The sequence below is a fragment of the Bdellovibrio sp. genome (assembly GCF_047637665.1).
Lineage (GTDB): Bacteria > Bdellovibrionota > Bdellovibrionia > Bdellovibrionales > Bdellovibrionaceae > Bdellovibrio.
In genome coordinates this window covers 1-12,862 of sequence record NZ_JBLJBT010000036.1, presented here as the reverse complement: position 1 = coordinate 12,862, position 12,862 = coordinate 1, and the positions used below count along the sequence as shown (strand labels likewise).

Genomic DNA, 12,862 nt, shown 5'->3' with positions numbered 1-12,862 from the left:
GCAAAGATTCTCTATTTTTTTAACTTTGAAGAAATCCACGGCCAAACCATCGGCAACAAGGACACGCCGATCACACCAAAAATCACGACGTGGAAGTTTCTTTTTACAACGGGAAGGTTTCCAAAGAAATGTCCCGCCAAAACAAACAGAAAAACCCAGGCGATCGCACCGATGACATTATATAAAAGAAATCGGCGATACTTCATCTCACCAATGCCCGCCACAAAGGGCGCGAACGTGCGAACAATCGGCGCAAAGCGAGCCGCAACGATCGTGAAAGCACCCCACTTTTCATAGAAAGCGTGGGTCTGATCAAGATACTGTCTTTTGAAGATGCGCGAATTCCCCTCAAAAACCTTGGGACCCAAATATTTTCCAATGTGGTAGTTGACGGTGTCTCCCAAGATTCCCGCGATGGTCAAACTTGAAAGAAGAATCCAAAGGTTCAGACCGTTTTCCATAGTTGTGAACGCCCCCAGGGCAAATAATAATGAATCCCCCGGCAAAAACGGAGTCACAACAAGGCCAGTCTCTGCAAAGATAATTAAAAATAGAATGACATAAAGCCAGGGGCCAAAAAAGGTGATCCACTCCGGGATATGCTGATCAAGATGCAAGATAATATCGACGAGTTCCATCATAGGGGCCTAGAATCTTTGGAATCTCAAAGAAGGGCAAGCTCTTTAGGTACCTTAAAAATAAAAAAGCCGCTGTTTAAGCGGCTTTTATTAAATGGCGGAGAGTGAGGGATTCGAACCCTCGAGCCCCGCGAAGGGCTGCCAGTTTTCAAGACTGGTGTATTCAACCACTCTACCAACTCTCCGTCGACCGTTTTATGGGTTTTCACGAAGGTATTCAAGCAGTTGTTCTCTTTGACGCGCCGTAGATCCAAAAAAGAAGCAGGCACCTTTAGCGGATTTCGGTTTTGCCGCCCATATAGCTTTGGAGAGCTTTGGGGATGGCGACGGAGCCGTCTTCGCGTTGGTAGTTCTCGAGAATGGCCACTAATGTTCTCCCGACGGCCAAGGCTGAACCGTTGAGGGTATGAACAAATTGAGGTTTTCCTCCGGCAGAACGGAAGCGAATGTTGGCGCGACGAGCCTGGAAGTCCTCGAAGTTTGAACACGAGCTGATCTCACGGTACGTGTTCTGCCCTGGCAACCACACTTCAAGGTCATAGGTTTTTGCCGATCCAAAGCCCATGTCTCCCGTACAAAGAAGCATCCGACGGAAGGGAAGTTCTAGATTCATCAAGACCTGCTCCGCATGGGACGTCAACGCCTCATGCACCTCGTGAGACTTGTCTGGATGACAGAACGTCATCAATTCCACTTTGTCGAACTGATGCTGACGGATTAAACCTTTCGTGTCCCTTCCTGCACTTCCGGCCTCAGAGCGGAAGCAAGGAGAGTACGCACAAAAACTTTGTGGCAAATCTTTTTCATCCAAGATCTCGCCATTGTAGTAGTTCGTCACAGGAACTTCCGCTGTGGGAATCAAATAAAGATCAGACCCCTCCAGATGAAACACGTCTTCTTTAAACTTTGGAAAGTTCCCCGTGCCCAACAAGCTATTGCTATTCACCATGAACGGCGGAATCATCTCAGTATAACCATGCTGAGTAGAGTGCAAATCCATCATCAATTGGATTAAAGCGCGCTCCATCTGGGCAGCCGCACCCTTTAGAAACGCAAAGCGCGTTCCGGTGGTTTTTCCCGCTCTTTCAAAATCAATAATATTCAATGACTCGCCCAATTCCCAATGTTCCTTGGGTTTGAAGGAGAACTTCGTAGGCGTTCCCACAACCTTCATCTCTTTATTGTCTTTTTCAGACAAGCCCACGGGAACTGAAGAATGGGGTTTGTTCGGAATGACCAAAGCGAGCTTCGTCACTTCTTGGTCGGCCTCTGCGGCCTTGGCCTCAAGATCCTTCACTTGACCCTTTAAAACATCCACCTCAGCCAAAATCGCCGACGCATCTTTGCCTTCACGCTTAAGTTTGCCAATTTCTCCACTGAGTTTGTTTTGATTGGCCTTCGCGGACTCCGCTTGAGTGATCATCTCTTTGCGTTTTTTATTGAGCTCCGTAATTTGCTCAAGAATTTCCGTGGAGGCTCCGCGATTGATAAGCCCTTGCTTATACTCATCGTAATAAGAAGGTCCATTTTCAGCTTTTTTTTCCAGAAGTTTAATGTCGATCATCTCAAGAATCCTTTTCTACGGCGCGACCAATATATACATTCTCAACAGCATGGCGACAAGGACGCAGATCAAATCAAAAATTAAAATCTGACTGACGCTCCAGCTCGCCAACAACTTTATAATGACGGCGAGTACGACGACCATGACAAAAAGCAGAGCAAATGTTCCATAGCCCATCAACTCCTGGCCAATCAAAGCCAGCACCAGGCCCAACAAAATTCCTGTAATAAAACGCAAACTGAAATGAAAGAAGGAGAGGCTCGATGATTTCACGCCCTCTTGTGCGCTGCTTGCAAGTCCTCTCATTTTGTCGCCGATTCCCATGGCTTAATCCTCCGTTGTCCGTCCTTAGTTGCCGAGTCTTGAGATTTTGCTCTCTATTTCAACACGATCTGGTGCATTTGGCGAGAGGCCTAAATATTTATTATAGGCCTGCGCCGCAGAGCGGGTGTCGCCCTTCAGCTCATAGATCGCACCTTGTTCACGATAAATTTCCGCAAATCCACTTTCGCGCGCGGCCGCTAGAGCCAGCATATCTTCAGCCACATCCAAAGATCCCGACTGACGATAGCACGTTGCTGACTTTACATAGATATCAGCCCCCTGGGGGCGAAGTTTCATTGCTTGAGAGTACTCCGCAGCGCACTCCGCATACTGGCGTCGAGCGGTATAGACCTCTGCTGCCAAAATGTATGAATCCGCCACATTGGGGTTTAGTTTTTTCTCGGCCTTTGATGCCTCTAAAGCCGTGGCAAAATCACCCGAAGAAAAGGCCGCTTTACCAATGTAGTAATAAGTTCTTGGGTAGTTTGGATTCAGGCGTTGCACACGTTTGAACTGTTGGATCGCCTCTTCAAAACGACTGGTTTCCAGATATAACTTTCCCGCCTGAAAGAGGGCTTCCCCATCGGTGGGGTCTAAGACAGCTGCACTTAAAAATGCCTTCAAGGCCTTGTCATTCAAACCCAGGGCTTTTTCGCTCTCTCCCAAACCCAGCCATCCTTTCTTGTTGCGAGGATCAGCTTCAACAACTCTTTCATAAATTTCTTTGGACTGCGAGTAACGGTCTTCTGATTTGTACACTTCAGCCAAAGCCACACGATAATCCAAGGTGTACGAAAAACGTTTAATAAGCTCATTTAAATACGCTATCCCCGAATCCACTCCGTTGGTTTGTGCCAGCATCTTTGCATAAGTGATCTGAGCCTCTGGGTTCGTAGCGTCTATCTCGACAGCCTTGGTCGCATAACGAATGGCATCTTTGGCAGCGTTCTCTTTCTTCTCAATTTCTTTTTTATTGATCGGCATGACTGAACGAGCCAGCAGTCCATTGGCCTTCGACAAAAGAATATAAGTCTCGATATCTCCATCATAAGCTTTCACTGCACGGGTTGCATAATTGATCGCGCCGATCATATTGTTCTTTCGAAACTCCAACATGGCCAAACCGCGCAAAACTTCATAGTTGTTCGGAGCAATTCTGAGGGCGTTGGTCAGAACCTGCAGCGAGCCCGTAAAATCAAATCTTTGCGACATATAGTCGGCCTGAAGAACATAGGCGGACACCAGTTTGGGTTCGGCCTTCATGGCTTTATTTAGCCATTCAATGGCCTCAAAACTTTGATTGAGCTGCCAAAGACACTTGGCCGCCTTCATAGCCGCAGTTCCATTCTTAGGATCGACCTCAAAGGCCGCTTTAAATTCGGCTTGCGCGGCTAGGAAATCCCCCTGGCGCACATACTGATCTCCAAGATATAAAAGCTCGTTGTTTTTACCCTTATCTCCCTTGATTTTATCCGAGCCCCCCAAACGAATCACCAACTGACGAACGTCGCTGTTGTTGGGGTTCAGAGCAAAGCCCCGCTGAGCCATATCCAGAGCTTTCTTCTTCTCTCCACGCAACACAAATATTTCCGCTAAAATGGCGTATCCATCGGCTTCAGTCAGTTGCGAAATACGACCCTTCGCCTCAAGGGCTGTGCTCAAATAGCTGTAGGCCGTATCTGATTTTTTAAAACCTCGATATTCAATAATTCCTAAAAGAATTTTTGCCTCACGATGTTTTGGATTTTTCGCCAATACATTCTTTAAAAGACTTGCCGCAGAGGTGTAATCGCCTTGCTCTAACAAGACCTTTCCCAAAGCGACCTGAGGGCTCAACCATTTTTCCCAAAGTTGTGCGGCTTTTTCATAGTAAGGGGCGGCGTTGTTGAGATCTTTTTCCCCCTCCAAAAGCTCGCCCTTGAAATTATAAACCACGGGCAACAATGAAAAGGGCTCATTGCTTTCTAAGGTCGCCTCAACGACACCCTTGGCTTCCTTGTAACGACCCGAGGTCATGAGCTTCACAGCTTCACACACCTGCCCAAAAGGACTCACCACATTCAGAGCCCGCGTTGACTGAGTTGCAAAGGAAATTGTTTTGATGTCTTGGGCATCTTGGACCGCAAAAGGCCATAACTCCCGATACACCACACACAGAAGAGCCCGGACTTCGATATTCATCGGAGCCCCTTCCACAATAGCCACAAGCTTGTTCTGTGCCGAAAAATAGGACTCAAAAGTGTCTTGCTCCATCGCAAAAAGAGCTTCATTCAATTTTTCTTTAACTTGAGCTTCGGACAATGTCGAAGTCGATCTTCCCGGCGCCAGAAGATGAATTTTTGATCCATCGCTCGGTCCGCTATCCCACAAAAACCACGCACCAAAGACAATCACCAAAACAAGAATCAAAACTGGAACGCGGAGAGTCTGGATAAGCTCTCCCTTTTCCATGTTCTTCAAATTGGAAAGCTCAATGACCGAGTCGGATTTTTTATTGGCCGACACGTTCTCTATCGGAGTGCTGGCCGGAGGCACATAAGCCGGAGCATCGTAGATATCCACCTGTTGAGGAGGTTTCTCAATTTTGATATTGGCAAAGCTTTCTGAAGAGGGTGTTTGAGCCTGAGGTTTGGGCGGCTTCGGCGCTCGTGTGATGACCGTCTCAGCTTCCATCTTCTGTGCTTTTTTGGGATCGACATCAACAACCCCCTCAAGCGCTTCAAGAAGTTTGTCGTAAAATGCAGGCTCTTTGGAAATCAACGTCCACTGACCATCGGGAAGTCGCGAGATCATCTCTTGACCCGAAAAGGCGCCCTCACCAATCATTCGAAGAATGGCTTCAGTGGAATACGGGCCCTTAACCTGACCATTCCGTGTTTTTACAACCCAAGTAACTTGAATACGCGACATAGACACCTGATTATACTGAGCTTTTCTACTGAGGACTATGCTCCTCTGCCCCCCGCCATCAGGTCTGTGCTTTAGTCAAGGAAAGGGACCTATTGTGGTTCCAGAATAGAACCTCCGTCCCAATATGGAATTACCCTTGGTTCCGATTTGAGTGTGCGGAGCGCAGGCTTCGACCCTCAAATCAAATTTAAGACCACTCCAGGACTGTCTCAAGTTGGCACACGACTTGCTTTAATAGAAAGCGTTCGTTGTTATTTTGAGGAGTCGGTAAGTGATTCGTAACGCATTAATCGCATTTTACATCTTGGCAGTTCTCGCGATTTCAGCAGTAGCTCGCGCGGGCGTTCTTCCAAACAATGCTCTTAATGAAGAAGCCGCAGCTTCTGAGCTTCAAAATTACAACTTCAAAACTCATGTTGGTGAAATCGTGGCTTTGGCTGATGGTTCTCTCGTTTTGGCGATGGAAGATCAGCAATCCTTCTTCGTATTGAAGTCACAAATGGATCTGACAGCTTTTATTGGTTCTAAAGTTATGATTAGTGGTATCGAGCTTGAACATCAACTTGCTCCCAATTTTGAACTGGAAACTGTGGACCCCCTCCCTGGTTTCGGTTCTGGGAACAAAGCAGTCGTCTTCTTTGTGTTCGGTATCAGCGAGGTTAGATAATAACCTTTGATCATTGAGTCTCAGCCCCATCCCCTCCGCGGGCTGAGACTTTTCTTTTTATCCCTTAAAAGGCCTACGGATCCCCTCCTTGTAGGCCTTTTTCTTTTTCAACTTACGCAAAAAAAGAAAGGCTCCCTTTGAGGAAGCCTTCACGTATTTTACTTTTTAAAACCATTTAGTCGATTCGACGAATCTTCGCACCCAGACTTGAAAGTTTGTCTTCCAATTTTTCGTAACCACGATCCAAGTGATAGATACGATTTACAACCGTTTCTCCACTTGCCACAAGCCCCGCCAAAACCAAGGACGCACTGGCACGAAGATCTGTCGCCATCACCGGCGCCCCAGTCAACTGACCCGGCTGCCCACGCACAACGGCCACTCGCGTTTTGGGAGTGATATCCGCACCCAGGCGAGTCAGCTCTGTCACGTGCATGAAACGATTTTCAAAAACCGTTTCCGTAATCACGCTGGTTCCGTGCGCCACTGTCATCAGAGCCATAAACTGCGCCTGAAGATCCGTTGGGAACAAGGGGTGGGGAGCCGTCGTGATATCCACCGCTTCCCACTTATCACATGGAAAAACGGTCATTGTGTCGGCCGTGGTTTCAATTTTAAAACCCGCCTCGCGCATTTTCAAAATCAAAGCTTCTAAATGGGCAGGAACACACTTCGTGACCGTGACCTGACCCTTCGTGATGGCTCCGGCAATTAACAATGTTCCGGCTTCAATTCGATCGGGCATGATCGAGTGCACAGCGGGCTTCAATTTAGAAACCCCTTCAATGCGAATCACGCTGGTTCCATGACCCGTGATCTTTGCTCCCATCTTGTTAAGATACTCTGCAAGATCCACGATCTCTGGTTCCTTGGCGGCGTTTTCAAGAATGGTCACGCCCTCGGCAAGAGCTGCCGCCATCATGACGTTCTCAGTACCACCCACCGTGACGGTTTCAAAAAGGAATGTCGCGCCTTTAAGTTTTTTTGCAGCCGCATGAACATATCCTTCTCTTTGGGTAATCTCAGCACCCAGGGCTTTAAAACCTTCAAGGTGAAGATCAATCGGACGACTTCCGATTGCACAACCGCCGGGCTGGGAAACGACGGCCTCACCGTATTTCGCCAACATCGGCCCCATACAAAGGAAGCTTGCGCGCATTTTTCGAACAAGATCATAAGAGGCTTCATAGGATTGCAGCGGACTGACTGTCACATGAAACTCATCGCCAACCCACTTCGTTTCGCATCCCAGGCTGTGCAAAAGCTCTGCGGTGGATTCGATATCTTTAAGCTTCGGAACGTTTTTAAAAACATGCGCCCCTTCAGCAAGAAGTGTTGAAAAGAGAATCGGAAGAGCCGCGTTTTTTGCGCCACTCGTAGCGACAGTACCTTTTAAAGGGCCATTGCCCATGACAACCATTTTATCCATGCGTTACTCCACGAATCACTCTATCATGCCCGGAAAGATCTTTGATGACATTTATTTCGTTAAATATTTTTAAGTTCTGAAAATGTTCCCTCATCGCAGCCCCCTGACTCATTCCCATCTCCATAAGCATAAGACCCGGAGTGTTGAGCTGGCTTCCATAAAGCTGCGACCAGGATTTTAAAAGTGCAAGTCCGTTGTCTTCAGCAAAAAGCGCCGTGGAGGGCTCAAACTTTCGGACATTTTCTTCCACCTGCGGGTCTTGTGGGGCGATGTAGGGTGGGTTGGAAACAAGAACATCGATTTTATCAAAACCAGTCCACTCTTTGTAAACCGACAAAATGGTCTCCCATTGAGCGGCATCTGCGTGAACAAACTTAACCCGGTCAGAAACTTCCAACATCTGAGCATTGCGCTTTGCCACGACCAACGCGGACTCGGACATGTCGACAGAAACCAATCGTGCATTAGGAAGTTCTTTAAGAAGACTCAAGCCAATGCAGCCCGATCCGGCCCCCAAATCAAGAATTCCGATTGTGTCGTCGTTTGTCTTTACCCACGACAAAACCTCTTCAACAATATGTTCCGTTTCAGGTCGGGGGATGAGGACTGACGAATTGACTTCAAAGCGGTATTTATAAAAATCCCGATAGCCAAGAATATAGGCCACCGGTTCTCCTGAGGCACGACGACGAACCAGCTCCCGCAACACAACCAACTCGTCTTCCTTCATAGGCTGATCAAAGCGAAGGTAGAGCTGAATCCGATCCAGCTTTAAACCATGGGCTAACAACAGCTCGGCATCAAGACGGGGAGTCTCGATTTTTTTATCTTTGAAAAAGGCAGTCGTCTTATCGAGGATTTCTTTAAGTTTCATTCATTAAGCAGAGGTCTGTCTTTTAAGTGCCTCTGCTTGAAAGTTAGCAACGAGCGGATCAATCAGCAACTCAAATGAACCATTCATGACCTGGTCTAGCTGATGGATGGTCAAACCGATGCGATGATCGGTGATGCGGGTCTGCGGGAAGTTGTAGGTGCGAATTCGCTCTGAGCGATCACCCGTGCCGATTTGTTCTAGGCGAACATCCGAAGCCTCTTTGCGGGCCTTTTCATCTTCGATCTGCTGCAATTTTGCGTAAAGGATCTGGAAAGCGCGCTCTCTGTTGGCGGACTGGGATTTTCCCTCTTGGCACTTAACATCCAAACCTGTGGGAATATGAACAACACGGACTGCCGATTCTGTTCTGTTGACGGACTGACCGCCAGACCCTTGAGAGCGCATGGTCTCAATACGAACATCGCTCATAGGGATCTTAATTTCCGTAACTTCGACTTCAGGAATCACCGCTACCGTCACGGTCGAGGTGTGAATACGCCCCGCAGCCTCCGTTTTAGGAACGCGCTGAACGCGATGAACACCGCTTTCATATTTAAGTTTACTGAAAACCGATTCACCCGTAACGCTGGCAATGATCTCTTTGGCGCCCCCGGCATTCCCTTCAGAATAAGAAAGCATTTCGACTTTCCATCCTTGAGAGGTGGCATAATGAATATATCCACGGAACATTTCATCGGCAAAAAGAGCGGCCTCATCACCGCCGGCACCGGCACGAATTTCGAGGATGATATTTTTATCGTCGTTCGGATCTTTCGGAATCAATGCAATTTTAAGCTGCTGCTCCAACTCAGGGATCGCGGCCTCAAGTTCCTTCACTTCCTCACGGATCAGCTCACGCATTTCAGAATCTTGTTCGGCTGTTAAAAGCTCTTTGCTCGCCTTAAGGTTTTCAGTCTTCTTTTTGTAGTCACGATAGACCACAACGATCTTCTCAAGATTTCCCAACTCTTTCATAAGAGCGCGGTACTGAGTTTGATTGGAAGCAATATCGGGTCTTTGAAGAGCCATATTGACTTCTTCGTAACGAGATTCCACCTCATTCAACTTCGAGAACATGCGAACCGCCTCTAATTCCGTTGGTACATCAAGATGATTTTTTAAACTGTGAGAACTGAAAACGAAAATGCGGCTCCAAGAGTGAACCGCATTTCATACAAGAACGTCCTCCGATTGGAGGGCCGAAATTTATTTCTTGCCGTAACGTTTTTTGAAACGATCGATACGACCTTCAGTATCCATCACACGTTGTTTTCCAGTGAAGAAAGGGTGAGATGCAGAAGAGATCTCAACTTTAACCAATGGATACTCTTTACCGTCTTCCCATTTTACTGTTTCTGAAGAGTGAAGGGTTGTTGTTCCCAAGAAAGAGTAATCGCAAGAGATGTCTTTAAATACAACGGTATTTACTTTTGGATGTAAGTTCTGTTTCATGACCTGATTCCTTATAAATAGTCAAAACTATGGGTCTTAAGCTAAAAGGGTTTAACACACTGGGTCCCCCCTGTCGAGCATAAATCGCTGCTTTTTTTAGCAACAACATAGCCGATGAAGGCCCTCTTTGGTTTAAAAATAATCTCGTATTTTCAATATCTTAACTTATATCACAAGTTCCGCCCGTATTCCCTTGAAAATTCATCCGCCCCGATAAATTCAAGACCTCCCCCTCTATCAACAAAGTCCACTTTTGCTTTTTAACGACAGTTTAAGCTGCTTCTTGCCGCTCATTTTAGGCTTCACTACTCTGGCAAAAACCAAGGGAGGCACCCGATGAAACCACTCTTTCTTGTCACTGTTTTGCTGGTTCTGACTGGAACAGCGAAGGCTGAAAGCATCTACTGCTATTTCACTGAACCTTTTCTGACCGTCACTTATAATTCTGACACCAATAAGGTGAAGGTGGACTCTCCCCAAGACGGCTCTGTGGAGCTGAATGGATCCGTGATCTATCAAAAGGGCGGCCTTCTGAAAATTTCTGCGGAGGGGGTTACGCAATATCTGGAGGTCGATCTGACCAAAGAAGGTTCTGACGGAATGTCGGATTTTGTTTATCCATTTGAAGGAATCATCAACGGCACTTTATACGGCGGATGCGAGACGGATTCGCTGAAAAGACAGTAACTGTTGGAATAAAAAAAGGAGTCCGCGAGGACTCCTTTTTGCTTTTTTGATTTTAACAAAATCGTTAGCCCGGTCCCGACATCGCTTTCAGGAAGTCTGTGTTGGTTTTCGTTCCTTGAACCTTGTCCAACAAGAACTCCATCGCATCGACGACGTTCATCGGAGCCAAAACTTTTCTCAAAACCCACAAGCGGTTCAGATCGGCTCTCTCAACAAGAAGGTCTTCTTTACGAGTCCCTGATTTGTTGATGTCCATACATGGGAAGATACGCTTTTCCATGAGCTTACGATCCAAGTGAATCTCGGCGTTACCAGTACCTTTAAATTCCTCAAAGATAACCTCGTCCATACGAGATCCTGTATCAATCAACGCCGTTGCGATGATTGTCAAAGATCCACCCTCTTCAATGTTACGAGCAGCACCGAAGAAACGTTTTGGCTTGTGAAGGGCGTTCGAGTCCACACCACCTGACAAGATCTTTCCAGAAGGCGGAACAACCGTGTTGTAAGCACGAGCCAAACGCGTGATGGAATCCAGCAAGATGACGACGTCATGCTTGTGCTCAACCAAACGTTTCGCTTTTTCAATAACCATCTCTGCAACCTGAACGTGACGAGTCGGTGGTTCATCAAACGTAGACGATACGACTTCACCCTTAACGGTTCTTTGCATATCCGTCACCTCTTCAGGGCGCTCGTCGATCAAAAGAACGATGAGTTTTACTTCGGGGTGATTGTGAGTGATTGCATTGGCGATTTGTTGCATCAAAACTGTTTTACCAGTTCTTGGTGGCGCCACGATCAAAGCGCGCTGACCTTTTCCAAGAGGAGCCATCAAATCCACAACACGTGTTGTGTATTCGCCGGGGCTGTGCTCAAGCTTCAGTCTTTCGTTCGGATAAAGAGGCGTCAGGTTGTCGAAAAGAATTTTGTCTTTTCCATTTTCCGTCGTCTCAAAATTCAGAGAATCAACTTTTAAAAGTGCAAAATAACGTTCGCCATCTTTCGGAGGACGAACTGTTCCTGTCACCGTATCGCCGGTTCTTAAGCCAAAACGACGAATTTGCGACGGGCTGACATAGATATCATCAGGACCTGGAAGATAGTTGTAATCGGGCGAACGCAAGAATCCGTAACCATCCGGCAAGATCTCAAGAACACCAGAGCCGTAAATATCTTGTCCGAGCTTTGCGGCGCGTTTCAAGATTTCAAAAATCATATCTTGGCGACGAAGGCCCGCGGCGTTTTCAATTTTAAGTTTAGTCGCAAGCTCCGTGAGCTGAGTGATGTTTTTTGATTTCAAATCCTTTGAAGACAACCAGCTTTTTTCTTCATCGGTCAATTGAATGTCGGCCAAGTCAACTTCTTGAGTTTGTGCTGGAGGTGTTGCGTGGGCATCATCACCAAGGGGCTGTCCCTCATCACGATGTCTGTCGTTACGGAAGTCTCGGCGTTGTCCGCCACCGCCACCATGACGGTGACCACGGTCGCGATCGCCTCTGTCGCCACGGTCTCCACGATTGTCTCTGTCCCCGCGATTGTCACGGTTATTGGGGCGGAAGTCCCGGCGTTGTTGGTGTTGGGGGCGGTCTTGCCTTTGAGTTTGTTGTTGCGGCTCTTGAGGGGCTGGAGCTGTTGCTGGGGCGCTGGCAGCGGGAGGAGGAGGCTCGGTAGCTGGTGCGGGGGCCGCAGCAGCTACGGGTGCAGACTCAGCGGGTGTCTCTTCAGCAGACTTTGAGCGAGTGCGCTTTTTAACGACTTCAACGCCTTGTGAATCTTTGGGTTCAGACAAACAAATTCTCCTTGTAGGAATAAATAAAGAACGAGTGAGAAAGATTTAAGAAGTTTGATCCGATTGGAACTAAACTGTTATGCTTGCCCTAACTTTCCTTGAAATAGCCATCCCTTGTCAATCGAAAATCTTTTTTGAGATGACCCAGATCCTCTTTCTCCAAAAATGGGTGCCACCCTCGAATAGATCACAAAGAGCTGTAATTACTTATAAATTTACAAACTCCTCGGAACCTTTTTGAAGGCCCGCCAAGACCCCCGTTTTGTCGCTTGTGAGACCTCCTTCATCTTTTTTGACCCAAAAAAAGGGCGTCTCAAAATGAGAAGTTTCGCCCTCCAAAGCTAGACCAGGGGGATCTAACTTTGGTCCAGTAAATAGAATTTGTATCACAGCTAAACACTTCGTGAGTTTTGCAGATTTGAAGGTATTTCGGATATTTAAATATGTTTCTAAATGAGTCCAGTTTCCTAAAAATTTACGTCATTTTAATAAAAATGAGCTCGACCACCTATTAATTTTTCGTAA

At 47.0% G+C, this 12,862-nt stretch carries 11 protein-coding genes and 1 tRNA gene; 2 read left to right on the top strand and 10 right to left on the bottom strand.

Annotated elements, in window-relative coordinates:
• Positions 1-11: 11 nt before the first annotated feature.
• From ACM64D_RS12195 to ACM64D_RS12175, 5 genes are all read right to left on the bottom strand, one after another.
• Positions 12-638, bottom strand: coding sequence for a DedA family protein (locus ACM64D_RS12195; protein ID WP_415063555.1), 627 nt, complete (start codon positions 636-638; stop codon positions 12-14).
• A gap of 95 nt (positions 639-733) precedes the next feature.
• Positions 734-823: transfer RNA gene (locus tag ACM64D_RS12190), tRNA-Ser, on the bottom strand.
• An 86-nt stretch (positions 824-909) separates the two neighbouring features.
• Positions 910-2,202: a serine--tRNA ligase gene (gene serS, locus ACM64D_RS12185; protein WP_415063498.1), complete on the bottom strand. Its 1,293-nt coding sequence runs from the start codon at positions 2,200-2,202 to the stop codon at positions 910-912.
• Positions 2,203-2,217: 15 nt separating this feature from the next.
• Positions 2,218-2,526, bottom strand: a complete 309-nt coding sequence (locus tag ACM64D_RS12180) for a hypothetical protein (protein ID WP_415063497.1) — start codon at positions 2,524-2,526, stop codon at positions 2,218-2,220.
• A gap of 24 nt (positions 2,527-2,550) precedes the next feature.
• Entirely contained in the window at positions 2,551-5,436 is a 2,886-nt protein-coding gene (locus tag ACM64D_RS12175) for a tetratricopeptide repeat protein (protein WP_415063496.1), read from the bottom strand.
• A gap of 271 nt (positions 5,437-5,707) precedes the next feature.
• Between ACM64D_RS12175 and ACM64D_RS12170 the strand changes: the two genes are divergently transcribed.
• Entirely contained in the window at positions 5,708-6,103 is a 396-nt protein-coding gene (locus ACM64D_RS12170) for a hypothetical protein (protein WP_415063495.1), read from the top strand.
• Between the two features lie 175 nt (positions 6,104-6,278).
• Here ACM64D_RS12170 and murA read toward each other — a convergent pair whose 3' ends face one another.
• The 4 genes from murA to ACM64D_RS12150 form a co-directional block, all read right to left on the bottom strand.
• On the bottom strand, positions 6,279-7,532 hold the full coding sequence (gene murA / locus ACM64D_RS12165; protein ID WP_415063494.1) for a UDP-N-acetylglucosamine 1-carboxyvinyltransferase: 1,254 nt from the start codon (positions 7,530-7,532) through the stop codon (positions 6,279-6,281).
• The gene (gene prmC, locus ACM64D_RS12160; protein ID WP_415063493.1) at positions 7,525-8,406 is read right to left on the bottom strand and encodes a peptide chain release factor N(5)-glutamine methyltransferase; all 882 of its coding nucleotides are present in this window, start codon (positions 8,404-8,406) and stop codon (positions 7,525-7,527) included. Before prmC ends, murA begins: the two co-directional genes overlap by 8 nt.
• A gap of 3 nt (positions 8,407-8,409) precedes the next feature.
• Entirely contained in the window at positions 8,410-9,483 is a 1,074-nt protein-coding gene (gene prfA, locus ACM64D_RS12155) for a peptide chain release factor 1 (RefSeq protein WP_415063492.1), read from the bottom strand.
• Between the two features lie 129 nt (positions 9,484-9,612).
• The gene (locus ACM64D_RS12150) at positions 9,613-9,858 is read right to left on the bottom strand and encodes a type B 50S ribosomal protein L31 (RefSeq protein ID WP_415063491.1); all 246 of its coding nucleotides are present in this window, start codon (positions 9,856-9,858) and stop codon (positions 9,613-9,615) included.
• Positions 9,859-10,194: 336 nt separating this feature from the next.
• Here ACM64D_RS12150 and ACM64D_RS12145 point away from each other — a divergent pair, with 336 nt between their 5' ends.
• Positions 10,195-10,545: a hypothetical protein gene (locus ACM64D_RS12145; protein WP_415063490.1), complete on the top strand. Its 351-nt coding sequence runs from the start codon at positions 10,195-10,197 to the stop codon at positions 10,543-10,545.
• 64 nt (positions 10,546-10,609) lie between these two features.
• On the opposite strand, the gene rho is transcribed toward ACM64D_RS12145, so the two are convergent.
• The gene (rho, locus tag ACM64D_RS12140) at positions 10,610-11,863 is read right to left on the bottom strand and encodes a transcription termination factor Rho (protein ID WP_415063554.1); all 1,254 of its coding nucleotides are present in this window, start codon (positions 11,861-11,863) and stop codon (positions 10,610-10,612) included.
• Positions 11,864-12,862: the final 999 nt, after the last annotated feature.